Origin of the sequence: Bradyrhizobium sp. S3.3.6 (assembly GCF_040546905.1) — a bacterium.
In the GTDB taxonomy this organism is placed as follows: Bacteria; Pseudomonadota; Alphaproteobacteria; order Rhizobiales; family Xanthobacteraceae; genus Bradyrhizobium; species Bradyrhizobium cytisi.
In genome coordinates, this window is the sequence record NZ_JBEPOT010000008.1 from 86306 (window position 1) to 111968 (window position 25663).

Below are 25663 nucleotides of genomic sequence, written 5' to 3' on the forward strand. Positions count from 1 at the left end.
ACGAGCATGCGGTTTCCACCCCTCAGACCTCGATATTTTCCAGCCGTACCGGCAGCTTGCGGATGCGCTGGCCGGTGGCGTGATAGATCGCGTTGCAGATCGCTGCATTGGTGCCGACATTGGCGAGCTCGCCGAGCCCTTTCGCGCCGGCCGGATTGATGTGATCGTCCTGCTCGGAGAGCAGGATCACCTCGACCCCGGGCACATCCGCATTCACGGGGACGAGATAGTCGGCAAAATTGTCGTTGACGTAGCGCGCGGTGCGCTCGTCGATCTCCGTGGCTTCCAGCAGCGCCGAGGACATGCCCCAGATCAGGCCGCCCATCAGCTGGCTGCGCGCTGTCCGCGGATTCATGATGCGGCCTGCTGCGAACGCACCGACCAGCCGTGGCGCGCGGATCTCGTGTGTGAAGCGGTTGATCCTGACCTCGACGAACTCCGCACCGAAAGCGTAGGCGACCTTGTCCTTCAAGGCGGCACCACCGACGAGGCGCACGTGGCCGCTATGCATTGCCTTGAAGGAATCCAGCGGCGCGCCGTCCGGCTTCCACTCGCCATATTCTTCGACCACGCTGGCACCGAGCGCGTCGAATGCCTTCTCCAGATCAAGCGGCCGGTCACTCTTCGCCGCCTGCGTCGTCGGCGTCTGGCCGATGCCGACCGTTTCCTTGGCCTTGTCCGTGAGGCTCTCGTTTGGCATCACTGCCTTGAACAATTTCTGGCGGACCTGGTCACACACCATCATCACCGCCGAGCAGGTGCTCGCGGTCGAGTTCGAGCCGCCCGCGACCGGCGCCGGCGGCAGATCGCTGTCGCCGATAAAGACCGAGACCTTCTCCAAGGGCACGCCGAGCCGCTCAGCCGCGGTCTGGGCAATGATGGTGTAGGCGCCGGTGCCGATCTCGTGGCCGGCGATCTCGACCCGGGTACGGCCGTCGCGCTGGAGGCGCACGCGTGCCGCCGACGGCCCCATCTGCGTCGGATAGCAAGTGGAGGCACAGCCATAGCCGACCAGCCAGTCGCCATCGGACATCGATCTGGGTGCGGCCGAGCGCTGCGACCAGCCAAAGGCTTTGGCCGCCTCGTCGAAGCACGCCATCAGCGATCGCGAGGTATAGGGCTTGCCGCCGATCGGCTCATTGGTGGTGTCGTTGACGCGGCGGAGCTCGACCGGATCCATGTTGACCTTGACCGCGAGCTCGTCCATCGCGCTCTCCAGCGCGAACAGATACGGCACCTCCGGCGGCGAGCGCATGAAGCCTGGCGTGTTTCGATCCGCACGCACGATCGACACGAGGCTGTCGACGTTCGGGCAGGCATAGAGCCGCGTCGTGGTCTTGGTGCCACCGACGCAATAGGCGTCAGCGCGCGAGGATACTTCTGCGCCCTCGTGCCCGAGCGCTACCAGCTTGCCGTCGCGGCTGGCGCCGAGCTTGATCTCGTGGCGGGTCTCGGCGCGATAAGTTGCGATGGTAAAACCCTGGTCGCGGGTCGGGACCAGCTTGACCGGCCGGTTCAGCCGCTTGGCGATGCCGGCGATGATCGCGGTGCGCGGCGTCATCGAGCCGCGCGAGCCAAAACCGCCGCCGACATAGGGATTGACCACCCGCACCTTGTCAGCATCGATACCGAGCTGCTCGGCGACGCCGTTCTTCAGGCCGTAGACATATTGGCTCGGCTCATAGATGACGAGGTTGTCGCCCATCCAGGCGCAGCTGGTCGAGAATAGCTCCATCGGGTTGTGATGCTGGGTCGGCGTGTCGTAGGAAGCGGTGAGCTTCACCTCGGCCTCCTCAAACGCCTTGGCGAAATCGCCGACCTGCGGATCTTCCCTGAATTGCGCGTTCTGGCCTTTCGCGGCAGCTTTCGTGGTTCCCGGCGAGTCGAAGCTCGCGCTCGGGGTGGCCGCCGAGTAGCCGACCTTGACGCGATTGGCGGCCTCGCGCGCAGCCTCATAGCTCTCTGCAACGACCACAGCGATGATCTCGCCGTCATGCGCGATGTCGGCCGATTTCAACGGCTGGATCGTGGTCCCGGCATAGCCGCCATTGCTGAAGAGCTTTGACTCCTTCAGCTTCGGCGCATTCTCGTGCGTGACAATGTCGATCACGCCGCGGACACGCTTGGCATCGCCGAGATCAACGCTGTTGATGCGGCCCCTGGCAATCGCGCTGGTGACCAGGAACGCATAGGCAGGATTGTCCAGCGGCATATCGGACCCGTAGGTCGCCCGCCCCGTGACTTTTGCCGTTGCATCATAGCGCGGCACGGGCTGGCCCATGTTCGCCTTGGGCTCGGGAGCAGCAGCAGTCATGGTCAGATCTCCATCGTTACGGCCTGCTGGAGCGCGCGCGCCACCACGCGCTTGCCGAGCGCGATCTTGAAGCTGTTGTGCCGACGCCCCTTGGCGTCGGCGAATGCGGCGTCCGCAGCGCGCTGCGCCAGACCGTCATCGAACTTCCGGCCCTTGAGCAGCGCCTCCGTCTCTCGCGCGCGCCAAGGTACCGTGGCGACACCACCCAACGCGATGCGCGCATCCCTGATCGTGCCGTCCTGTACATCGAGCGCGACGGCGGCGGAGGACAGCGCGAATTCATAGGATTGCCGGTCACGCGCCTTCAGGTAGACGGAGCGCGGCCAGCGGCCGGGAATGACGAAGGCGGAAATCAGCTCGCCCGGTTGGAGCGAGGTCTCGATCTCGGGCGTGTTGCCGGGGGGCTTATGCAATTCCGCAAAAGGCATGCTGCGGGTCCCGGACCTGCCGGTGACCTCGACCGTGGCGTCCAGTGCGATCAGCGCCTGGGCGAAATCGCCGGGATAGGTCGCAATGCATTGCTCGGAGGTGCCAAGCACGGCATGCATGCGATTGACGCCATCCATTGCGGCACAACCGGAGCCGGGATTGCGCTTGTTGCAATTCTCGTAGGAAACGTCGCGGAAATAGCTGCAACGCGTCCGCTGCATCACGTTGCCGCCGAGCGTCGCCATATTGCGCAGCTGCGCGCTGGCGGCGAGCTTCAGGGAATTTGCAATGACCGGATAGTTGCGCTGGATGTCGTCATGTGCGGCGACGTCGGACATTTTTGCGAGCGCACCGAGCCACAGGCTCCCGCTCCCAGGCTCGATCGCCGACCAGCCCTGCGCGAGCGGATTGATGTCGACGATCGCGGCGGGCCGCATCACGTCGAGCTTCATCAAATCGATCAGCGTGGTGCCGCCGGCGAGTGGCTGTGCCGTGGCCTGCGTTAGCGGATTGTTGGCTGCCGCGGCGGCGCTGAGCGCCTGCACGGCCATGCCGGGGTCGGTTGCCCTCTGATATGAAAACGGTCGCATGGGCCTAGCCTTTCATGATTTCCGGCGCGGCCTGTTTCACGGCGGCAACAATGTTGGGATAGGCAGCGCAGCGGCAGATGTTGCCGCTCATGTACTCGCGGATGTCGGCGTCGGAGCCGGCATGCCCCTCCTTCACGCATGCAATCGCGGACATGATCTGGCCGGGCGTGCAATAGCCGCACTGAAAGGCATCGTTGTCGACGAAGGCCTGCTGCATCGGATGCAGGCGGTCGTTGGTCGCGAGTCCTTCGATGGTCGTGATCTCTTGCCCTTCGGCCGCGAGCGCAAGCGTCAGGCACGACACCACGCGCCGATCGCCGATCAGCACTGTGCAGGCGCCGCACTGGCCGTGATCGCAGCCTTTTTTGCTGCCGGTGAGCTTGAGATGCTCGCGCAGCGCATCCAGCACCGTGGTGCGGGCGTCGAGGTTGAGGCGCTTGTCCTGGCCATTCACCCGCAGCGTGACATCGACGGGAAGCGCCGGATCCTGCGCCACGGGCGCTTGCGCATCCTTCACGGCCGCGCGCGCCGTCAGCGGAACAAGCGCGCTGCCTGCGGCGCCGGCGATGAAAGCGCGCCGGTGGAATCCTGATGGTCGGGAACTTGAAGTATCGGACATGGACGGCCTCCGCCGCTTGGAAACAAAGCAGCGCACGCCTGCACCGCTCATCGCCCCATAACTTGGAGTAACGAGCTCAGTTCCGAATAAGAAAGGGCGGCGCAGCCTGCGCCGCGCCGCCCCTTCTCAACTTTTCCTGATCTTGTGCGGAACCTCGCGAAGGCTCAATAGCCCAACGCGCAGCCGTCCTTGCGCGGATCGGAACCGCCGGTGAGCGTGCCCTTGTCCCAGTCGATCCAGATCGCCTGGGCGCCGCCGAGCGGGCCCACCACATTCGTGGTCTTGTGGCCGAGCTTCTTGAGGCCCTCGACGATGTCAGACGGCACGCTGTCCTCAAGCTGATACTGGCCCTCGTAATGCAGGCCGCGCGGCATGTCGATCGCCTCCTGCACGTCGCACCCGTAGTCGAGGATGTTGGTCAAGAGATGGGTATGGCCGGTCGGCTGATACTGGCCGCCCATCACTGCGAACGACATCGTGGAACGGCCGCCCTTGGTAAGCAGGCCCGGCATGATCGTATGCAGCGGGCGCTTGCTGCCTTCGATGCAGTTGGGATGGCCCGGCTGAATGCGGAAGCCGCCGGCGCGGTTCTGGAACAGCACGCCGGTCTTGTTCGAGACGATCGCCGAGCCGAAGGAATGTGCGATCGAGTTGATGAACGAGCAGACGTTGCGATCCTTGTCCACGACCGTGATGTAGATGGTCGAGGGATTCATCGGCGGCGCGACGTTCGGCAGGTCGAGCATTCCGTCCAGGCGGATCTTGCTGATGTACTCGTCGGCAAAGCCCTTTTCGAGCATCTCGGCGACGTTGATCTTCATGTGCTCGGGAGAGGCGACGTGCATCTCGCGATTCATGTAGGCGATGCGGGCGGCTTCCGCCTCGAGATGGAAGCGTTCCACGCTGAGCGGCGCGTATTTGGTCAAGTCGAAGCGCGACAGGATGTTCAGCATCAGCAGCGCGGTGACGCCGGGCCCGTTCGGCGGGCACTGCCAGACGTCGTAGCCCTTGTACATCGTGCCGATCGGCGTCGTCGTCTCGGTCGTGTGCGCGGCGAAATCGTCGAGCGTGTGCAGGCCACCGATGCCGCGTAAGGTCTCGACCATGTCCTCAGCGATCTCGCCCTTGTAGAAGGCATCGCGACCGTCCTTAGCGATTGCGCGTAGCGTCTTGCCGAGTTCGGCCTGGCGGATGATGTCGCCGGCCACCGGCGGCTTGCCGCCAGGCAACAGGTAACGAACGGTGTTGGTGCCGCCCTTCAGCTTCTCGAACTGGTTCTTCCAGTCGAACGCGATGCGGGGGGCAACGACATAGCCTTCCTCGGCCGCCTTGATCGCGGGCTGCAGCAGACGGTCGAAGCCGAACTTGCCGTGGTCGCGCAGCACGGTGTCGAAGGCGTCGATCACGCCGGGGATCGAAACCGCATGGGCCGAGGTCAGCGGCACGGATTTGATCTTGCGCTCGATATACCAGTCGGCGTTGGCCGCCTTCGGCGCCCGGCCGGAGCCGTTATAGGCGATGATCTTGCCTTCGCCGCGCGGCTGGATCAGCGCAAAGCAATCGCCGCCGATGCCGGTCGATTGCGGCTCGATCACGCCGAGCAGGGCAGAACCGGCCATCGCCGCGTCCACCGCCGTGCCGCCTTCGCGCAGCACCTCGATCGCGGCCAACGAGGCCTGCGGATGCGAGGTCGCCACCATCGCGTTGGTGGCGTGGACCGTGGACCTGCCGGGGAAATGGAAGTTTCTCATCGAATTCTTGCTCTCTTGGGCGTGTGGGCTAAGTCTCTGGGCGCGTGCGCCGCGATCTCGGGAAAACCGGGCCTACATGACACATTCCAGCCCGCCCGGGCAATGCTGGCATACCAGGGAAATGGCTGCCATTCGCTGGGAATAGAGCTATCGGTTGCGGGTTTTCTGGGCGCCGGCCGCCTGCTAAACGGGCGCATGATTTACAAGGTGTGCGCCTTCTACCAATTTGCCGCCCTGCACGATTACCGCGAGCTGCGCGAGCCGCTGCGCGCACTCTGTGCCGGCCTGTCCCTGAGGGGCAGCGTGCTGCTGGCCCAGGAGGGCATCAACGGCACGATCGCAGGCTCACCTGCGGCGATCGACGCCTTCGCGCACGAGCTCGGGCACGGGGCGATGTTCGGCGGCCGGCTAGACAATCTCGAACTGAAATGCTCGACCGCGAAAGCGATGCCGTTCGGCCGGCTCAAGGTGCGGCTGAAGAAGGAGATCGTCACGCTTGGCGATCCAGCCGCCGACCCGACCCGGCAGGTCGGCACCTATGTCGAGGCCGCCGAATGGAACGCGCTGATTTCTTCGCCCGACACGCTGGTGCTCGACACCCGCAACGCCTTCGAGGTAGCGATGGGCACGTTCGAGGGCGCGGTCGATCCTGACATCACGAGCTTTGGCCAGTTCAAGGATTTCGCCGCCGAGAAGCTCGATCCTTCAAAGCACCGGCGTATAGCGATGTTCTGCACCGGCGGCATCCGCTGCGAGAAGGCGAGCGCGCATCTGCTGGCGCGCGGCTTTGCAGAGGTCTATCACCTCAAAGGCGGTATTCTGAAATATCTGGAAGAGGTGCCGGAGGCGCAGAGCCGCTGGCGCGGCGAATGTTTTGTGTTCGACGAGCGTGTGGTGCTTGGTCACGGATTGCGCGAACGGGGCCTGCGCGAGCAAGAATTGGGGCACGCAAGTGACGAATGACATCAAGACGCTCGCCGAGCGAATCGACACGCTGGAGACGCGCCTGGCCTATCAGGACGACACGATCGAGACGCTGAACCAGACCATCACCGCGCAGTGGAAGCAGATCGACGTGCTGACGCGACAGCTCGCGCAGCTCAACGACCGACTGCAGGAGGCCGAGGCGAATGCGCCGGGCCCCGCCAACGAACCCCCGCCGCATTATTGAGCGGGATTACTGACCGGAAGCCTTCAGCAGGTTCATGACCTCGCCTGACATCATCAGGCGATCGCGGCCGGCGTCCTTGGCGGCGTAGAGCGCACGGTCGGCGGCCTCCACCAGCGATCCCGTGCCCGCGGTGCGCTCCAAGACCGGCCGGCAGGCCGCACCACCGACCGAGACGGTGACGCATGGCGCGGTCGGATTGGAAGCATGAATCAGGCCCGCATCGTGGACGGCGCCGCGGATCCGCTCGCCGATCCGGGCACAGCCGGCGGCATCGGTGTTCGGCAGCAGCATGGCGAATTCCTCGCCGCCATAACGGGCCGCGAGATCGCCGACCCGCTGCATCTCGGCCGCGATGATCTTTGCGACCACACGCAAGCAAGCGTCGCCGGCGGGATGGCCATATTCATCGTTGTAGGACTTGAAGTGATCGACGTCGATCATCAGCAAGCCAAGGCTGGAGCGATCGCGATAGGCCCGCGCCCATTCCTCCTTGAGCCGCTCGTCGAAACGGCGGCGGTTGGCAAGCCCGGTGAGGCTGTCCTCGATCGCGAGCGTCTCGAGCCGGGTCTCCAGCTTCTTCTGTTCGGTGATGTCGCGCGAGATCGCGACGACGCCGTCGACATTGCCGTTGTCCTTGCGCGTGACGCGCATGGTCGATTCCAGCCAGACCTCGGTCTTCTGCCGGTGCACGTTGCGGTAGGTGAGCCGCGCTTCGTCCGTTTCGCCGCGCTTCATGGCATCGACGATGGCCTGCACATGCGGCCGATCCTCCGGATGGATTCCAGCAAGCGCGTCTGTGCCCATGAGCTGATTGGGGCGCCAGCCGACGACGCGGTTGGATGACGGCGAGACGTAGCGCAGCCGTTCGTCGAGCCCGATGCGGGTGACCATGTCGCTGGAGCCTTCCGCGAGCAGGCGGAAATGCGCCTCCTTCTCGATCAGGGCCGCGGCCATGCGCTGGCCGCGCTGCAGCTGCCGCACCAGCACCGCGCCGATCACCGCGATCAGCATCACCAGCGCGACCACGTAGAGCATGCGGGAGATCGCGGCTGCCCGCCACGGCGCGAGCAGCTCGTCCTTGTCGACGGTTGCGAGCAGCACGAGCGGATAGCGGGCGCTGCGCTTGAAGAAGCTGACGCGCTCGGCGCCGTCCAGCGGCGACTTGAAATGATGGGTGCCGCTCGGCTGTTGCAGGCTGGCGTCGCGGAACAGCGCCGTGTCGGCGACGCTGCGGCCGACGAACTTCTCGTTGTTCGGGTTGCGCGCGATGATCATGCCGCCGCCGTACATCAGCGTCACGGAGCTGTTGCGGCCGATCTCGAACTGCTCGTAGAAATGCGACAGGTATTTGGAGCCGATGGCCGCGAGCACCACGCCGCCAAAGCTGCCGTCGGGCTTGTTGAAGCGGCGCGACAGGGTGACGACCCATTCGCCGTCGACGAGGCTCTTCACGGGACGGCCGACATAGGCCTCGCGCTTGGGCGAGAGCTGGTGGTGACGGAAGAACGTGTCATCGCTGAGCGTCGAGGCGATCGTGCCGGGCGAGGTCAGCCAGTTACCCTGGTCGTCGATGATGGCGAGGCTATGGACGCGCTCCATCGCCTTCTTGCGCGCCTCCAGCAGGTTGCGCAGCTTCGCGATCGTGGCGGGATCGGCGCCATCCATCTCCAGCCGGCTGACGACGCCGACGACGCCGGAATCCAGCAAATCAAGGCTGTCCTCGGCATGCTGCGTAAGCGAGCGGGCGACGTTCGCCATCTCGGTTTCGGCGCCCTTGAGCACCGCGTCCCGCGCGACCCATTCACGCCAGCCGCTGACGCCGAGGATCGCCACGCAGGTGAGCGCGACAAAAGCCGCCGCGCGCAGCGGCAGGCGGCTCCATCCGGCTCTCTGTGAGATGACGTTCATGCGGCAGAAATCTCCAATAGACGGAAACTCTGCCGCTTCTCTTATTGAACCCTGAAGCGCTTGCCGGGATTCGCATTCATCTACGGGTTTTTCCGTACTCCTACGGACCGGGGCTTCCGCAGATCGCTAACAAGGTCTTATCAAGCCTATCGGAAACCGGCGGCCCTAGCTGAAGATCGACTTGACCTTGTTCCAGAGCGAGGGATGGTCGGCCTCCGCGTCGGCCTTCGACGGCGTCGGCTGCGTGGCGCTTACGGGATCGGAGGCGGGGAAGGTATCTTCCAACCCGGTATCGAGCTTGGCGTGGCGGTCGGCCGCGAGCGCCTCGTGAAGATTGTCGGCGTGCTTGTCGTGCGGGGCGGGATTGAATCTCTGAGCCATGGGATTCCTCCTCCATTGCCCGGTCAACGCGACGCAATTGCGCTGGTTCCCCTGTTCCGCTCGGGCCGCGCCCGGTGTATCAGGAACCTCAACTCTGCGTCAGGAACGTTCGTGCCCCAGTCTGCGACAAAGCCCTTCATCGACGTGCTCTCCGGCCAGCGGCAAGCCGTCCCGCCCATGTGGATGATGCGGCAGGCCGGCCGCTATTTGCCGGAGTACCGCGAGGTGCGCGCCAAGGCCGGCGGCTTCCTCGATCTCTGCTTCAATCCGGAACTGGCCGCCGAGGTCACGCTGCAACCGATCCGCCGGTTCGGCTTCGATGCGGCGATCATCTTCTCCGATATACTGGTGATCCCGTACGCGCTCGGCCGCTCGGTGCGCTTCGAGGTCGGCGAAGGCCCGCGGCTCGAGCCGCTGGATGATCCGGCGAAGGTCGGAACGCTCGCCGCGCAGGCCGACTTCGGCAAGCTCAAGCCGGTGTTCGAGGCACTCAAGCTGGTGCGCCACGCGCTCGATCCCAAGATCGCACTGATCGGCTTCTGCGGCGCGCCGTGGACGGTTGCGACCTATATGGTCGCGGGCCACGGCACGCCCGACCAGGCGCCGGCGCGGATGATGGCCTACCGGCATCCGGACGCCTTTGCGAAAATCATCGACGTGCTGGTCGAGAGCTCGATTCACTATCTGCTCGCGCAGCTCGAAGCCGGCGCCAACGCCTTGCAGATTTTCGACACCTGGGCCGGCGTGCTGCCGCCCGCCGAGTTCGCACGCTGGTCGGTCGAGCCGACGCGTCGCATCGTCGAAGGCGTGCGTGCGAAAGTGCCCGATGCCAGGATCATCGGCTTCCCTCGCGGCGCCGGCGCGCAATTGCCCGGCTATGTCGAGGCGACCGGTATCAATGCCGTCAGCATCGACTGGACTGCCGAGCCCGCCTTCATCCGCGAGCGGGTGCAGAGCCGCGTCGCCGTGCAGGGCAACCTCGATCCGGTGGCGCTGATTACGGGCGGCGCGGCACTCGACCGCGCGGTCGACAACGTGCTGGCGAATTTTGCGCAAGGCCGCTTCATCTTCAATCTCGGCCACGGCATCCAGCCGGAGACGCCGATCGCCCATGTCGAGCAGATGCTGAGGCGCGTGCGGGGCTAAAAAATTCAGTCCCCTCAGGGGGCGGAAACCGAAACCCTTAAAACAACCCCATGCACAGTACAAATCATTGAGGAATCTTGCCTGGCGCAATCACGGGCCCTGCGGCCGCGAGGTTTGACACGTCGGGCAAAACAGGCGCACGATGGCATCATCCCGCCGACCTCCCCAGCATCCGGTACCTGATCGCATGACCAAAGCACGCGCCGTGCCGATGCCCAGCAACAGCGTGCTCGCGCCGCTCTACGCAGGCGCGGACCTTTTGGATGCGTTTGCAATTCAACTGCCGGCGGGGGCCAGCGATGAGGTCGAGGTGCTGGCACGCGCCGCGCTCGAGCGACAGGCGTGGTGGATTCGTGCGCTCACGCGTGTCCGCGATGTGGTGATGGCGACCGTCGCCGTCAAATCGTCGCGCGCCGTCGGTGTTGCCGCAGCGGCACGTGGGCCGGTTATCGGCTTCTTCCCGGTGCTGTCAAAGAGCTCGACGGAGTTGGTGCTGGGCGCGGATGACTGGCATCTCGACTTCCGCGTCAGCATCCAACTTCGCGCCGATGCAGCAAATGGGCGCGAGCTGGTCGCGGGTACCGTCGTGCATTGCCATAACCGACTTGGGCGTATCTACCTCAGCACGATAGCACCGTTTCATCGCGTAATTGTGCCGGCCAGTTTAGAGCAGGCGGCAAGAGCAACGAAGATCTGAGCATGCTTTGGTGGTCGCGACTGGCTGTCGTCCGCCATCAGCGGTCGACGAACGAGTCTGCCTCTGAAATAGCAGACTTCGTGCGCATCGCGTCCAGTTACGGAACCAATATCGCAATTGATAAACTCCGATCTGCTCGGCAAGTCTTTCTTTTGGAACGAGCCGATAAGACTTTTAGGCACGAAGGATGAAGGATTATGTCCACGTACTTCCTCACTGCCTGTCTGATCGTGGTCGTCGTGAGTTTCGAGGTATCGTTTCGTCGATCCTGGAATCTCTCACGGAACTCTCGTGGGGTTGCCCCGGCCCAGCGGCTCGCAGCGCGGCGGCGGGCGCTTTGGCCTGCGTTCTGCGCTCTGGTTTGTACCCTGCTGGGGCTGATCGGATTTGATCATGTTCAAGACAAGCTTGGTCTCTCCGCAACAGCCAATCTCATGATGTTGAGTGTCTCTTTCTTCAGCGGCTGGTTTCTTGGCGCCATTGCCGGGATGGATCGAGATTGAAGCAGCGACTAATGCAGAGCGAAAAACGTGCATCCGGCTGCGGCCGCCAGAGGAGTTCGACGCGTCCGCAGAATAAAATGGGGTTCCTATACGGGATAGCGCCATTTCAAAGCGCGGCGCAGGAAAAGCAAAGCCACGATTATCGCAATGGCCGCGATCCATAGGAAAGCCGGAACGGGCGATTGATTGTGAATGTGGGCAATGTACAGAACTAGGGCCAACAAGACGGCGACTAGCGCGTTCGACACCCAATATAGAGGAGAGCGCCCAATTCCAGCTGCTGCGAGTTCTGTCGCCCGTTCACTTGCCCGCCTAGTAAGCCACCAATAAAACCCGAAAGAAGCGAGGGCAATGATCCAGGACATTTTCAGCTTTTCTCATGCAACTTTGTAGATGGCCCTATTGAGAATACTCAAATTGAATGGATGAGTTTAACGCAACCGACCTAGCCCCAGCACTTCACCTTTGACCTATCGCGTCGGTCGGCTCGCCGCAGCGACATGTCCGGACTCCGGTGCAAACCGGAAGTCACTGGCCGACGGGCAAATCGACGTTATTGACCCAATTCGGACCTATCGAAATCGAAAAAGCACTTGGCTTGGATGGAACTGAAGGGCTGAGACGGGCGCCACTGCGGCCTTAACTACGGAAGTCCTTTTGTCGCCGTAAAGGGATTGAACCCGCGTTCTGCAAGAGCAGCCCACGAAGCTGCGCCAAGATGTGGCAATCGGAAATAGAGTCGTGGCTTGGCCGGATCGGTATCCAACATGAACCCGGTCGGTAGCCCTCGGACACTTGTGGCATAGAACCCGCCATCCGGCGACCTCTGGGATTCGATTACAGCGACCAACGATTTTGCCTCCCCAGTCCTGCCGAGCAATTCCAGCAAGAGAGCCATTTGGCCCGTCCCTTCGGTCCACACACCATCTCGGTCTTCACCGTAAGAAAAGCCCTTGTCGACACTCATTCGTTGTTCGGCGGTAGTCATTGCCGATGCAAATTTCTTGGCCGCTCCGGGGAGCGCCAATAAGGGCCAGACTTGAGCATCCAGGGCCAAAATCGGATTGCGCGTGACGCCGTCTTCGGCGGTGCCTGCGGCGAAACAGGCGCACGCCGGATCCCACATCGTATCTACGAAGTGCTCAGCAGCTGTTGCCATATCACGCCAGCGCGAATCGCCCGTGCGGGTTGCAAGAAGGCCAAACGCGGCGGCGAGGTCAGTATTGTGTTCAGTCGATTTCCACGTCCGTACGTCGGGCGTCGGTTCGTGCCCAAAAGTACCGCCCGTGAAACCGCCAGTACCGCGCGTGTCGGCCCATTGCGCGGCCCAGGTGCCAAGCCGTGCCGCACCATCGCGGAACCGGGAGCTGGCGCTCACATCGTCAATCGACAGCAAAGCCAACATTGCCCATGCAACGTTGCCATTATCGCTGCCCACCTGATATCGATCTTCTAACCACTTGTTCTGAGTATTGTCCCACCAACCCGGAAGTTTTGCGGAGCCACTCGCCGCCACACCCGCGGCGTAAGCGTTCCGGAGCCGTCCATCATGCCAGGTCCGGTCGTTATCGATGGCCCAGAGAATCGCCGCGCCGATCCGACGTGCTTTGTCCCGCTCACCGCAACCGACTAATGCGATGGCGGCCACCGCATTGTCATAAAGGTATGCGGCACCATGGAGAGGCCCCGATTCCACGGTCGGATAGCTGGGCAAGAACAACGGCCCTGGCGGTGCCTTATCGATCAGACCAGCGAGGTACCCGCATGCAGACGCTTCTGGTGTTGCCAAAGCCCGTGGTGGAGTGGTGGCCATAATGATTATGAAAGTCGTTACGATCCATACGAAGGTTTCTATTCGGGCCACTTGCTGTTCTCCGCGGTGGACGATGATCCTATATACCCATCGGCGATGTCTGGAAGTGGCCCATCGCCTCCTTTGACGCGGTGCCGCTGCATTTCGGCCGACAAGGGCAGACGGAAGTTTGCAGCCGAGCTGCCGAACCGCCCCTTTTGACCCATCGAAATTACGGTGACAGAAATTACGGTGACAGTGCATTCAATTCGGCCAAGCAAATTAATGTCATCGTAATACAAATTAAGTGCACTGTCACCGTAATACGAGGCCGCCCTTCAGGTATTACGGTGACAGTGCATTCAATTCCAAAATTAAGTGCACTGTCACCGTAATACCCAATGCCGACGTGCAACGGCTCTGTGGTCTGGCCGGTCTGCCACGCGCGACCTATTACCGGCACCTCACCAGACGCAGTCGTGAGACGGCCGACTGCGAGCTGAGCGACCAGCTGCAACGCATTTGCCTCAAGCATCCGTTCTACGGCTACCGGCGCGTGACTGCCACCATCCGCCGCAAGGGCATGGTCGTGAATGCCAAGAAGGTGCTCAGGCTCATGCGCGAGGATAATCTTCTCGCACAGCGCAAGGCGCCATTCCTGAAACCGCCGGCAGAGCGATCAAGGAACATTGTCGTCGTCCCGAATCTCGTGCGCGGCCTGGTGCCGTCCGCCCCTGATCAGATCTGGGTCGCGGACATCACCTACGTCCATCTCGCCAGGACCTTCGCCTATCTTGCGGTCATCCTCGACGCCTTCTCGCGCAAGGCGGTTGGCTGGGCCTTCGAGAACACGCTCGATGCCTCACTCGCGATCGCGGCATTGGACCGGGCAATCGCGGCCCGCAAGCCGCAACGTGGCAGCCTGATCCACCACTCCGATCGCGGCGTGCAATACGCCTCGATCGCCTACCGCCAGATATTAGCGGATCGTGACATCACGATCAGCATGAGCAGGCCGGGCAACCCCTTCGACAACGCCAAGGCTGAGAGCTTCATGAAAACGCTCAAGGCCGAAGAGGTCAACGGCAAGGCGTTCTCCGACATCCGAGACGCGCGTCGCCGGATCGATAGCTTCATCGCGGACGTCTACAACAAGGAACGCCTGCACTCAGCGCTCGGCTATCAATCGCCCCTTGAGTTCGAAGCCGTGTTCGCGCAAAACAAGGCACGATAACCCGTCGTGGCAACCGACCCTGTCACCGAGATTATCGTGTCTCACTTGAGGGGTGCAGTCCAGCACTGTCACCGTAATACGCTGCGCTAACTAACGGCAGCTTCTACTTCTCCGCCCCCGAAACGGCTCTGGATTCACCACTCGCTCCGCCGGACGAGGCGATGGCGCATTCCCGGAACGGCGCACGGGTAGGCTGGGGCGCCGACAATTCCTGGCAATACATCCGATCGATCTTGCGCTGCATAAGCGCATAGCAGTCGCATGCGACCCTCTCGAGCCGCGCCCGATCGATCTCAACAAATCCGCGCCGGTCGGACGGGACGGCTCCGGCCTCGCGCAGCTTTCTCATCGTCAGAGTCACTGTCGTCCGCCGCACCCCCAGCAATTGCGCAAGCGCCTCCTGCGTCACCGGAAGGAGGTCTTCGGGAACGCGGTCGTGAAGCTGCAGAAGCCACCGCGCCATGCGACCATCCACCCGGTGCAGCGCGTTGCAAGCGGCTACGTGCTGGAGCTGCAATAACACCGCGCGGGCGTGGAGCTGAACGACATTCCTGATGGCCGCGCTTTGCGCATAGGCATCCCGAAATTTGACGGCGGAAATCAATGATGCTGAGCCAGCCATGCGTGCAATCGCGGTCACGGATGAAAGCGATGGGCCGAGCACGGAGAAAGAGGCCAAAGCGCCTTCCCGTCCCATCAAGGTGGTTGCGACCGTTTGCCCGTCCGGCATATCGAGCATGAAGGCGATTGCGCCGCTATGGGGAAAATAGACCGGGTCCATCTCATCGCCCGAGCGCACCAGAACGGCATCTGGCTCAAACGAGACCTTCCGGAAGTGGGGCGTGAGCAAGCCGAGATCCGCCGGCGGCAGCGCTGCCAGTAGCCGATTCCCGATGCCGGCACGGTGGAGGGTCACGATGCTTTCTTGTGAAGGAGCACCCATTGAACGCCGGTATCCATCTTTTTCATTCACTATGATTGCCCGAAATAGAGTTGCGCGAAACGCAATCATCCAAACAGAGCCATTAATCGAGATCAAGCACGGACATTTGCGGAGACGCTGCCGGCATCTCGCCGCGCAAGCAGGATCTTGCATACATCATACTATTCACGCCCGTTGTGCGACTCGGCGAGCGGGGCCTGCGGGATGATCGACCGGTGATGGTTCCGGCAGCGCCCGCTCTCGGCTTCCTAGCTGACGTCTTCGGCGGTGTGGGGCGTGGACGCCTCTTGGCCCATCGCTTCTGTTGACACGGTGCAGCTACATGTCAGTTGATGGGGGGCAGAGCGGTTACGGGAGTTACGGTGGGAATTACGGTGCATTCAATTCGGCCAAACCAAATTAAGTGCACTGTCACGTAATGATGCAGCCGGCTTACGAGTTGCCGACTCGAGACCTTCGAGAATCTCGCGGGCGCGCTTTATTGAAAAATCGTGTGTCGCGTGATCGAACGACGGGCTTCCCCGCATCATGTAGCCGTGGCGCACCCCGGGACAGATGTGCAGTTCGACGTTTGCCATGCGCGCCGCCAAATCACGATAGGCGTCCAGCACCTCGACCGGCGCGCGATCGTCCTTGTCGCCCCAAATGAGACAGACTTGCTGGTGAACCCCGGCAAGTTCGTGAAGATAGTCCAGCATCTGGGATCCGTGGCAGCAGATGCCCGCCGCATAGCCAAGTCGTTTCGGCCCGAGAATCGCATACGGGCCGCCGTAGCAGAACCCCATGACCGCCGCCTGGCCATTGAATTGCTGGATTGTGCCGAGGTGCCTCAAGGTGTCGATCATATCGTCTTCGCCGGCCTCGATTTGCTCAAGGCGCGGCTGCGCGCGCCGGGCCGCGCGCGGGTCGTTCCGGGAAAGCGGCCCGGCAATCGAACGCCAGAACAGATCCGGCACAGCGACAACGAAGCCGGATGCAGCAAGCTCGTCGGCGATTGCGCGCATGTCGGCATCCACGCCATGAATGGCTGAAGCAAGCACGACGGCAGCAGCCGGCTTTTCACGCTCAGGCGTGACCAGATAGCAATCGAACGCGCCGCCGCCGTTCGCGCAGATCTTGCTGAACTTCCCTTGCATCTCGAATCCAACCCTTCGTGTGAGGTGTGGTGGCCTGGTCCGGCTGGGGATGCGAGGGACGGAGATTGCGGCGATCCAAGCGTCGCCGCGCTATTCCGGTCGGATCTTCGCGAAGCTGATCACCTTGGCCCACTTCTCGGTTTCACCGGCCATCAGCTTGCCGAAATCGCCGGGCGAGCCGCCCAGTTCCGTTGCGTCGAGACTACGAAGGCGCGTCCTGAACCCGGGATCGGCCAGAGCGACGTTGGCCTCATTGTTGAGCCTGTCGATAATCGCGACTGGCGTGTCTTTCGGCGCGCCGATGCCGAACACCGAACTCGCCTCGTAACCTCGCACGAATTCGCCGATGGCCGGGACATCCGGCAGCGCTTCGGATCGCGCTGCCGTCGTTATTCCGAGCGCGCGCAGCTTGCCGCTCCGGATGTGCCCGATCGATGGCGCCAGGTTCACAAAGACGACCTGCACCTGCCCGCCGAGCAGATCCGTGATCGCGGGCGCCACGCCTCGATAGGGCACATGCTGAAGATCGAGCCCGCCGGCTTCCTGTTTGAACAGTTCCGCGGCAATATGGGTGATCCCGCCCACGCCGCCAGAACCATAGGAGAGTCTCCCGCGATTGGCTTTGGCATAGGCGATGAACTCCGGAATTGTATGGGCAGGAACCGATGGGTGTATCACCATCACCAGGGCGCCACGGGTCAGACTCGCGACCGGCGCAATATCCCGCAGGAAATTGAAATCAAGATTTTCATAAAGCGTCGCATTGATCGCGTTGGGAGAACCGACCAGCAGCAGAGTGTAGCCGTCCGGAGCCGCACGCACGACCGCATCAGTGGCGATATTGCTCCCGGCTCCCGGCCGGTTCTCGACGATAAATTGCTGGCCGAGCCGCTCCGAGCACCATTGCCCCACCAGACGCGCAAGGATGTCATTTGGGCCGCCCGCGGCGAAGCCAACCATGATGCGTACCGGCCGCGACGGGTAAGTATCGGCCCAAGCCAAGCCCGACAGCAGAGGTGGCGCGGCGATTGCCAACCCAAGGCGCAGAAATTGACGTCGGGAGGGCGTCATGGACATTGCTCCGTCGAACCTGCACCGGCGCAGGCTTTCTTCAACGGCTTAAGGATAGTTGATGTTGTCATAAGCGCATAAGGCTATTGTCTGATGAAATCATCTCAAAGCGGAAATGGGTGCTCTCATGCAGATGAGCGATCGCATCGGAAAACGAATGAAGCTGCAGGACCTGCATGTGCTCATGGCGGTGGTGCAGGCTGGCAGCATGGGCAAGGCGGCGCTCATGCTCAATACCACCCAGCCCAATATTTCGAGATCGATCGCGGAGCTTGAGCATGCGTTCGGCGTCCGCTTGCTGGATCGCCACCGGCGAGGGATCGAGCCGACCGAGAGCGGCCGCGCCCTGCTCGATTGCGGTGTCGCCGTTTTCGACGAACTGCGCCGCGGTGTGAAGAGCATCGAATTTCTGGCCGACCCCACCGCTGGAGATGTGCGGATTGGAACCACGGCTTTTCTGGCGGCGAGCTTCGTCTCCGCTCTCATCGATCGGCTTTCCCGGCGTCATTCGCGGATCAGATTTCAGCTCGTGACCGGCTACCTGGAGACGCTGCACCGCGATCTCAGCGAGCGCAAAGTCGATCTGTTGATCGTGCGGAGCACCGGCCCGATGACTGACGAGCGGTTGCATTTCGAGTTTCTTTTTGAGGATCGCTATGTCGTCGCGGCGGGTGCCAAAAATCCCTGGACCCGGCGGCGCAGCATCCAGCTCGCGGATCTGGCGGAGGAACGTTGGGTGCTTCCACCGCGGGAGAGCGTGATCGGATCAATCATCACGCAAGCCTTTCACGCCGGCGGATTTGAGTATCCACGCGCGACGGTGGTCACCGATTCCCCCCATATGCGGGTCAGCTTGCTGGAGACAGGGCGGTTCATCACGGTTTTCCCGTCTTCAGCACTGAAATTTCTTACCAGGGGGGCAGCGCTCAAGGTCTTGTCCGTTGAACTGCCGGCGGCACGCCGACCGAACGGGATGGTCACTGTCAGGGATCGCGCCATCAGCCCGGTTGTGCAGCTTGTCATAGACAGCGCCCGCAAGCTCGCAGGGCCAATGGCGAAATGAAAGCGACAAACCGGATGTCGGGTTGTGGCCCCCTCTAGAATTCCGGTGACACCGTCACCTAATACCAGACCGGAAGTGGCCAGTTCCTTTCTTGCGGCTCGGAAAGTGGCTACTTCACATTTCAAAAGTCATCGGCTCGTTGATCTCCGGGCCGGTGAACGAGGCCGCCATCGGCCGCCGCACGCCCGGCAGCACCGCGACATCGTAGAGCTCGCTCACCGCGCCTTCGATGCGGATCCATTGCACGATGTCGCCGGAGCCGAGGTTGACGATCTGCACGCCGCACCAGCCGTCGGCATCGCGCTTCTTCATCTCGTCGTCGAGCGCGAGGCCGGAGAACGAACCGTCGCGCGACAGCGACAGGCCGACGACCGCGTGGTTGTTGTGGAACGCCAGCCCGCGCAGGAAGCCCGGACAGAACGCGCGCGGCGTGAAGTCGCCGCTTGAGAGATCGACGGTGCCGAGATGTCCGCTGCCGGAGTTCAGCACCCACAGCTTGTTATCGTACCAGCGCGGCGAATGCGGCATCGAGAGTTTCTCGGTCACGATGGCGCCGCTCACCACGTCGATCACGATGCCGCCCTCGGCGCGCCGGGCCCGCCAGCCGCTGATCACGTCGCTGCGGCTGGTCGCCGTCACCCAGGCCACTTCACCGTCCCTGACCGCGAGGCCATTGAGATGGCAGCGATCCTCGGCAGCGAGCTTGGAGATGAAGGACGGCTTCCAGAGCACGCGGAAGGCGTGCACCGGCGACAGCAGCGACAGGCACGAATAGGCGGTGTTGACGAAAACGATGCGGCCGTCGCCGAGCACGCTGACGTCGTGGATGTCGATCTCGCCCGTGGTGTGGGCGACGCGCGGCACATAATAGCGATCGGCGCCGTTCATGGTCTGACCGGCGGCCAGGATGTTCTCGAATCGCCAGACCTGAAATGCGGTCGCCAGCACCAAGCGCTGCGCGTCGGCCCACACGCCCATCGCGCGGCCGGTGCCGACCTCGTGGATCGCGAGACTTCCGGCGTCATCGACGCCGACGAGATAGAGCCGCCCGGTCTGATACGAAGTGAAGGCAAGGCTGACCTGATTGGCGCGCAGCCAGTCGGCCAAACCGCGCGAACAGGTAATGTGCGCCGCCGTCAGTTTGGGAAGCGCGGCGGCGGGTGATGCGGGGCTGGCGGAGGCGTCGCTCAAATGGCGCGGGTCCCAGATTCTCGGAGCACGCCGCTGTTGCGGCAAGCGTTCGGCGGCGTCCCGCTATGTGGCACGGCGCGCAAACGCGGTCCACGGCTCATCTTTTTTTGGCGATCGCGGACGCAGCGACCATTCGAGTGATTTCTCGCAAGTGTTGCCATATTGTCGCGCCTTTTCGGCCTGTTTCGCCGGGATTTGTACCTCTGCGGCCAGGCGGGCGGGATAGACGCGCGCGGGTCCATTCAATATCCTCGAAGCGGGATGCAAGACCGCTTCTTGGGGCGTGGGAATTTCGATGACAAACGTGTGGACCTGCCCGGGCGGCGTTGCGGCCGCGGGGCGGCCGATGGGCTTGCGTTTGCGGGATGCATTTCTGGGGACGGTTGCCGCAGGCGCGCTGTCGCTGGCATTCGGGGGCCCGGCGTTGGCGGCACCGCTGCCTGTCGGCTGCACGCTATCCGGCGGTGGCACCATCGAGACCTGCACCGGCGATCAACACAACGGCGTTACCGCCGCGCCGCCACCGGTCACTACGCTGAACGTCAACGATTTGACCACGGCGATTACGCCCGCGAGCGGGACCGACGGCATCACGTTCAGCTCCGCCGGCGCCGTCACCGTCAACAGCGATACCGGCGCGTTCGGCATCACCACCGCGGGCAGCAACGCGTTCGGGATTTTTGCCGTCAGCAATGGCGGTGCTGGCGCTGTCACGGTGACCTCGACCGGCAACATCGCCACCGCGGGCGACGGCGCGATCGGGATTGTTGCCATCAGCAATGGCGTTGGTGGCGCCGTCGCGATGATCTCGACCGGCAACATCGCCACCGCGGGTGCCAACGCGAACGGGATTTTTGCCAGAAGCAATAGCGGTAGCGTCATGGTGACCTCGACCGGCAACATCACCACCACGGGCAGCTACGCAGCCGGGATTTATGCCGCCAGCAGTAGCGCTGCCGTCACGGTGACCTCGACCGGCAACATCACCACCACGGGCGGCTACACGACCGGGATTTATTCCAAAAGCAACGGCAGTGGCACCGTTACGGTGACCTCGACCGGCAACATCACCACCACGGGCGGCTACGCGACCGGGATTCTTGCCGACAGCCTTGGCACTGGCGCCGTCACGGTGACCTCGACTGGCAACATCACCACCAAGGGCAACTACGCGTTCGGCATTCTCGCCAACGCTTATGGCGGTGGTGCCGTCATGGTGACCTCGACCGGCAACATCTCCACCGCGGGGGTCAACGCGAACGGGATCCGTGCCTATGGCACTGGCGCTGTGACGGTGACCTCGACCGGCGACGTTAGCGCTGCCGGCAACAACGCGACCGGGATTTCTGCCTCCAGCGCTGGTGGGCCGGTCAACGTCGCCATCAAATCGGGTACGGTGTCGGGAGGCACGGGGACCGGGGCGGGTGTCGCCTTGCTCGGAGGCACCAGCAATACGCTGACCAACTTCGGCACGGTGACGGCCTTGTCCGGCCTCGCGATCACAGGTGACACCGGCAACAACACCGTCAATAATTTCGGCACGGTGATCGGCAATGTGATTCTGGGTACCGGCACCAACGCCTTCAACAACGCGGCGGGCGGCTTTTTCAATAGCGGCGCCACCGTCAATCTCGGCACGGGCAATACGCTGACCAACGCCGGCACGCTGTCGCCGGGCGGCGCGGGCGTGATCCAGACTACCGCGCTGACAGGCAACCTGACGCAGACCGCGACCGGGCGGCTGGTCACCGATGTCAACATGTCAGGCGCGACCGGTGATCGGATCAACGTCTCCGGCACGGCCAATGTCGCCGGCACGGTGCAGCTGCAGGTATCGAACCTGACATTTGCGCCATGGCAGCAAACCATCCTGTCGGCTACGGGCGGCACCACCAATAACGGGCTTTCGCTGTTGCCGGTAAGTCCGGTGCTGCTGCAGGCGCAGCTTGTGTTTCCCAATGCCACCGACGTCGTCGTGAAAAGCGCCGGTATCAATTTTGCCCTGCCTGGCCTGAACGCCAACCAGACGTCACTCGGCAATGCGCTCAACGGCGCGGGCCAGACGTTTGGCCTCGGCGGACCCCTGTTCAATTTCCTGCTCAACGGCATTACCACGCTCCCGGGCTATAGCACGGCGCTCAATCAGCTCACGGGTGAGGCCGCCACCGGCACGCAGCAGACGACCTTCGATGCGATGAACCTGTTCATGGGCACGATGCTCGACCCCTTCAATCGCGGCTCGACGTCGATGCCGGGCGCTAGCGTGAGCGGCTATGCGTCCGAAGGCTATGCCCGCGCCTATGCCTCCGACGGCCGCAAGCACACCGCCGCCGAGCGTGACGCCTACGCGATGTTCACCAAGGCGCCGCCGCAAAATTTCGAGGCACGTTGGAACGTATGGGCCGCCGGCTTCGGCGGTTCACAGACTACCGACGGCAATGCCGCTGTCGGCAGCAACAGCGTTACCAGCCGCATCGCCGGCGGCGCAGTCGGAGCGGACTATCTGTTCTCGCCGAACACCATCGCCGGCTTCGCGCTGGCCGGCGGCGGCACCAACTTCAGCCTTGCCAACAATCTCGGCAGCGGCCGGTCTGATCTGTTCCAGGCCGGCGCCTATGTGCGCCACACCATGGGCGCGGCCTATATCGCGGGCGCACTGGCTTACGGCTGGCAGGACATCACCACCAACCGCACGGTAACGCTGGCCGGCTTCGATCAGTTGCAGGCGCGCTTCAACGCCAACGCGTTCTCGGGCCGGCTCGAAGGCGGTTACCGTTTTGTCAGCCCATGGATGGGCGTCGGCATCACGCCCTATGCTGCGGCTCAATTCACGACCTTCGACCTGCCGGCCTATGCCGAGCAGGCGATCATCGGCACCAATAATTTCGCGCTGGCCTATGGCGCCAAGAGCGTTACCGATCCGCGCAGCGAACTCGGCTTCCGCACCGACAAATCTTACGTGATGCAAGATGGCGTCCTGACGCTGCGCGGCCGTCTCGCCTGGGCGCATGACTACACCACCGACCGCTCGATCGGCGCCACCTTCCAGTCGCTGCCGGGCGCATCGTTCGTGGTCAACGGCGCGGCGCAGTCGGCCGACTCGGTACTGACCACGGGGGCAGTCGAGATGAGATGGCGCAACAACTGGTCGATAGCCGCAACCTTCGAAGGTGAGTTCTCCAACGTCACCACCAGCTATGCCGGCAAGGGCGTGGCGCGCTATCAGTGGTGACGCCAACTTCCGCCAACGTGAAGGTTTTCGAATTACGGTGAAAAAAATTAAGTGCACTGTCACCGTAATACAGTGCACTGTCACCGTAATACCCGAGATTATCGTGTCTCACTTGAGGGGTGCAGTCCAGAAGCGTCCCCGTAAAAGCGCAAAGTCCGCCGGCCGGAAACCGGCTCTCAGAAGATCAGATCGTGCTGCGGCGGATGGAACCCGACGGCGGCCGCCTCGTATGGGCCCGCGTCGTGCCCGACGGAGTGCAGGTCGTCCGGCAGAAGTGGCATCGGATGAGCGGCGTCGGCGAAAGCCGCATGGACGACCTCGGCGGACGATGCCGGCGTGGGGGCCGCATGGCCGGAGCCGAAGCTTTCCTTGAACCGGAACGAATCGGCCTCCGCCGCGCCCTGGATGGTCACGCTCACCGTCTGGGGCGTCCCGTCGATCGTCGTCACGGTGAAGCAGTCGGTCAGCGTATCGCAGGACCGCAGGGCCTCCACCGCCGGGTTGCCCGGATCGAGCGTGTAGGTCCAGGTGCCGTCGGCCGTCATGGTGAAGCTGCCGTAGCCGTGCTCGCTGGCCCGAGGGCACGTCGTTGCCGTGAAAGTATCGTCCGGATTGTCCACGTCCTTGTCGCTCAAGGTGCCGCTGGCGCTGGGCGGCGGCAGGCAGGAGTAGCTCGGTTCGGTCACGCATCCGTGGGTATCCCCGCAGATCGTCGCCGCGTCGTTGCTGCCCTCGATCGTGACGCTCACAGATTGCGCGGTCCCGTCCGCCGTCTTCACCGTGAAGCTGTCGGTGAGGCTCCGACCGACGTTGAGCGCCTGGACCGCGCAGTTGCCGTTGTCGAGTGCGAAAGTCCAGTGCCCGTCGGGCGTCATGGTGAAGGTGCCGTAGCCGTTGTCGCTGGTCTCGGGAAAGGCGACCGCGTCGAAGTCGTTCGAAGGTCCGTCAACGTCGACGGCGGTCAGCACGCCGCTGGCGGTCGGGACGCCGTGGTCGGCGTTGTGGACCCCGCCGGCCTCGACCACGCGTCCATGCGTGTCGCCAGAGACGACGGACGGATCGTCCGCGCCCTGGATGGTCACGGTGATCGTCTGCGGCGTGCCGCCGATCGTGGTCACGGTGAAAGTGTCCGTCGTCGTGTCGCAGGCCTTCAGCGCGAGCACGGCCGGATTGGCGTCGTCGAGCGTGTAAGTCCAGTGCCCGTCGGTCGTCATGGTGAAGGTACCGTAGCCGTGGTCGCTGGCGTGGGGTGTGCTCACCGCGGTGAACGTGTTGGCGGGATCGTCGACGTCGGCGTCGGTCAGCGTGCCGCTCGCGGTCGGCGCGGCATGGACGTCGTGACCGGCCGCAAAGGCCATGGCGGTGGCGGCAACCGATCTGGCGGTGGCGCCGGAGATCACGGACGCGTCGTCCGTCCCGTGGATGTCGATGGTGAAGCTTTGGCTCGCCGAGGCGAAGCCGTCGGAGGCGGTGATCGTGAAGTTGTCGGCGCTGGGAGCCTTCAGCGCGTTGATGGCGTCGTTGTTGGGTACGTAGGTGTAGGCGCCGGTATGGCTGTTCACGTAGAGGATTCCGAACGAGCCCGGCTTCTCGACGTCGAAGTTCGCGCCCGCCACCGTGAAGGGGCCGCCGATCCCGCCGGCGATGCCGAAGGTCGGCGCGCCGCCGGAGCCGAAGCTCGAGGCCCAGAAGCTGCCGCTGGACGCGGAGAAGTCGTCGAACACGACCGTGTCGATCTCGACCGGAGCCGAGCCGAGGTTCAGGGTCGGCACCGAATGGATCAACGGCGCATCCGGGACGAAGCTCGCCGGCACAACCAGTCCCTGAAGGACATGCGGCGCCGTCGGCCCGTCCGGAGCTTCGAAATTGATCGGCTGCGGCGACAGATCGGCCTCGCCGGGCGGCGTGCTGGAGCCGGGCGGCCCGTGCTCCCGCGAATAGTTCGCGAGCACGTCCTGTTGCTGGGCCTGCAGGTCGCCCATCTGCGACGCGTTATTGGCGACCTGGGCGAAGCTGACCGAGGACCCTACCTTGCTCAGGACGACGGTCTGTCCGGGATCGTCGACGATGATGTGGCGCGGCACAGCCTCCTTGGTGACGAGCTCGAAGGAGCCGTGCGCGAAATCCTTGTAAGTGATGCTGTCGTGATCGAACAGCGCGACGTCCGGATCGGCGCCCCACGCCTCCTTCAGCGCGGAGAGGATCAGCGCCACGAAGGAAATCCCGCCGGTCAGGGACGCGACGCCGAGCCGGCCGCCGGGCGGCGTGCGTCGTAGACCGTCGAAGACCCGTGCCGGCGACATCGCCACGTCTCGCATGTTGTCGTTCCGGATCGTGCCGATGCCGCCGCATCCGCCCGCATTGCGCACTCGGAAATACGCCATTTCAGGGCACGCCGCGCAGCATGAACGCGGGCCCGACCGACTATTAAGTGGTAGTCCAAAGCCCGATCTGGCCCGTCTCGCGCGGCTCTGCCATCATTCGCGGGGTGC

Annotated in this window: 20 protein-coding genes; 8 read left to right on the plus strand and 12 right to left on the minus strand. The window is 63.4% G+C overall.

Translation table 11 applies throughout. From position 1 onward, the window contains the following. Positions 1 to 22 precede the first annotated feature (22 nt). The 4 genes from ABID59_RS22980 to ggt form a co-directional block, all read right to left on the minus strand. A complete protein-coding gene (locus ABID59_RS22980; RefSeq protein WP_354084876.1) occupies positions 23 to 2314 on the minus strand; it encodes a xanthine dehydrogenase family protein molybdopterin-binding subunit in 2292 nt (763 codons plus the stop codon). A gap of 2 nt (positions 2315 to 2316) precedes the next feature. Next, the gene (locus tag ABID59_RS22985) at positions 2317 to 3333 is read right to left on the minus strand and encodes an FAD binding domain-containing protein (protein ID WP_354084877.1); all 1017 of its coding nucleotides are present in this window, start codon (positions 3331 to 3333) and stop codon (positions 2317 to 2319) included. Positions 3334 to 3337: 4 nt separating this feature from the next. Continuing rightward, the gene (locus ABID59_RS22990; RefSeq protein WP_354084878.1) at positions 3338 to 3952 is read right to left on the minus strand and encodes a (2Fe-2S)-binding protein; all 615 of its coding nucleotides are present in this window, start codon (positions 3950 to 3952) and stop codon (positions 3338 to 3340) included. A gap of 164 nt (positions 3953 to 4116) precedes the next feature. After that, positions 4117 to 5703, minus strand: a complete 1587-nt coding sequence (gene ggt / locus ABID59_RS22995; protein WP_354084879.1) for a gamma-glutamyltransferase — start codon at positions 5701 to 5703, stop codon at positions 4117 to 4119. Positions 5704 to 5898: 195 nt separating this feature from the next. Between ggt and trhO the strand changes: the two genes are divergently transcribed. Both trhO and ABID59_RS23005 read left to right on the plus strand, forming a co-directional pair. Further along, a complete protein-coding gene (gene trhO, locus ABID59_RS23000; RefSeq protein WP_354084880.1) occupies positions 5899 to 6666 on the plus strand; it encodes an oxygen-dependent tRNA uridine(34) hydroxylase TrhO in 768 nt (255 codons plus the stop codon). Beyond that, positions 6656 to 6874, plus strand: coding sequence for a SlyX family protein (locus tag ABID59_RS23005; RefSeq protein WP_354084881.1), 219 nt, complete (start codon positions 6656 to 6658; stop codon positions 6872 to 6874). Before trhO ends, ABID59_RS23005 begins: the two co-directional genes overlap by 11 nt. Before the next feature lie 6 nt (positions 6875 to 6880). Here the strand turns inward: ABID59_RS23005 and ABID59_RS23010 are convergent, their stop codons facing one another. Together ABID59_RS23010 and ABID59_RS23015 are read right to left on the minus strand one after the other, a co-directional pair. Continuing rightward, a complete protein-coding gene (locus tag ABID59_RS23010; protein ID WP_354084882.1) occupies positions 6881 to 8782 on the minus strand; it encodes a diguanylate cyclase in 1902 nt (633 codons plus the stop codon). Between the two features lie 165 nt (positions 8783 to 8947). Next, complete coding sequence (locus ABID59_RS23015) at positions 8948 to 9163, minus strand: hypothetical protein (RefSeq protein ID WP_148755551.1); 216 nt, start codon at positions 9161 to 9163, stop codon at positions 8948 to 8950. Positions 9164 to 9274: 111 nt separating this feature from the next. On the opposite strand from ABID59_RS23015, the gene hemE reads away from it, so the two are divergent. The 3 genes from hemE to ABID59_RS23030 all read left to right on the plus strand — a co-directional run bounded on the left by hemE (position 9275) and on the right by ABID59_RS23030 (position 11509). Beyond that, complete coding sequence (hemE, locus tag ABID59_RS23020) at positions 9275 to 10309, plus strand: uroporphyrinogen decarboxylase (protein WP_354084883.1); 1035 nt, start codon at positions 9275 to 9277, stop codon at positions 10307 to 10309. 187 nt (positions 10310 to 10496) lie between these two features. Then, positions 10497 to 11006, plus strand: a complete 510-nt coding sequence (locus tag ABID59_RS23025; RefSeq protein ID WP_354084884.1) for a DUF2867 domain-containing protein — start codon at positions 10497 to 10499, stop codon at positions 11004 to 11006. Between the two features lie 197 nt (positions 11007 to 11203). Continuing rightward, positions 11204 to 11509, plus strand: coding sequence for a hypothetical protein (locus tag ABID59_RS23030; protein ID WP_354084885.1), 306 nt, complete (start codon positions 11204 to 11206; stop codon positions 11507 to 11509). A gap of 643 nt (positions 11510 to 12152) precedes the next feature. Here the strand turns inward: ABID59_RS23030 and ABID59_RS23035 are convergent. Beyond that, the gene (locus ABID59_RS23035) at positions 12153 to 13373 is read right to left on the minus strand and encodes a hypothetical protein (protein WP_354084886.1); all 1221 of its coding nucleotides are present in this window, start codon (positions 13371 to 13373) and stop codon (positions 12153 to 12155) included. Positions 13374 to 13710: 337 nt separating this feature from the next. Here ABID59_RS23035 and ABID59_RS23040 point away from each other — a divergent pair, with 337 nt between their 5' ends. Continuing rightward, a complete protein-coding gene (locus ABID59_RS23040) occupies positions 13711 to 14535 on the plus strand; it encodes an IS3 family transposase (RefSeq protein WP_354084887.1) in 825 nt (274 codons plus the stop codon). Positions 14536 to 14638: 103 nt separating this feature from the next. Here ABID59_RS23040 and ABID59_RS23045 read toward each other — a convergent pair whose 3' ends face one another. From ABID59_RS23045 to ABID59_RS23055, 3 genes are all read right to left on the minus strand, one after another. Next, positions 14639 to 15478: a Crp/Fnr family transcriptional regulator gene (locus tag ABID59_RS23045; RefSeq protein ID WP_354085042.1), complete on the minus strand. Its 840-nt coding sequence runs from the start codon at positions 15476 to 15478 to the stop codon at positions 14639 to 14641. A 380-nt stretch (positions 15479 to 15858) separates the two neighbouring features. Then, on the minus strand, positions 15859 to 16614 hold the full coding sequence (locus ABID59_RS23050; RefSeq protein WP_354084888.1) for a dienelactone hydrolase family protein: 756 nt from the start codon (positions 16612 to 16614) through the stop codon (positions 15859 to 15861). A 90-nt stretch (positions 16615 to 16704) separates the two neighbouring features. After that, positions 16705 to 17685 (minus strand): Bug family tripartite tricarboxylate transporter substrate binding protein, encoded by a 981-nt coding sequence (locus ABID59_RS23055; protein WP_354084889.1) that lies wholly within the window; start codon positions 17683 to 17685, stop codon positions 16705 to 16707. Between the two features lie 157 nt (positions 17686 to 17842). Here ABID59_RS23055 and ABID59_RS23060 point away from each other — a divergent pair, with 157 nt between their 5' ends. Next, positions 17843 to 18748 carry a LysR family transcriptional regulator gene (locus ABID59_RS23060; RefSeq protein WP_354084890.1) on the plus strand — a complete coding sequence of 302 codons (906 nt, stop codon included), beginning with the start codon at positions 17843 to 17845 and terminating at the stop codon, positions 18746 to 18748. Positions 18749 to 18862: 114 nt separating this feature from the next. On the opposite strand, the gene ABID59_RS23065 is transcribed toward ABID59_RS23060, so the two are convergent. Continuing rightward, positions 18863 to 19939, minus strand: coding sequence for a TIGR03032 family protein (locus ABID59_RS23065; RefSeq protein WP_354084891.1), 1077 nt, complete (start codon positions 19937 to 19939; stop codon positions 18863 to 18865). A 295-nt stretch (positions 19940 to 20234) separates the two neighbouring features. On the opposite strand from ABID59_RS23065, the gene ABID59_RS23070 reads away from it, so the two are divergent. After that, a complete protein-coding gene (locus tag ABID59_RS23070; protein WP_354084892.1) occupies positions 20235 to 23171 on the plus strand; it encodes an autotransporter outer membrane beta-barrel domain-containing protein in 2937 nt (978 codons plus the stop codon). A 176-nt stretch (positions 23172 to 23347) separates the two neighbouring features. On the opposite strand, the gene ABID59_RS23075 is transcribed toward ABID59_RS23070, so the two are convergent. Beyond that, a complete protein-coding gene (locus tag ABID59_RS23075) occupies positions 23348 to 25555 on the minus strand; it encodes a VCBS domain-containing protein (RefSeq protein ID WP_354084893.1) in 2208 nt (735 codons plus the stop codon). Positions 25556 to 25663: the final 108 nt, after the last annotated feature.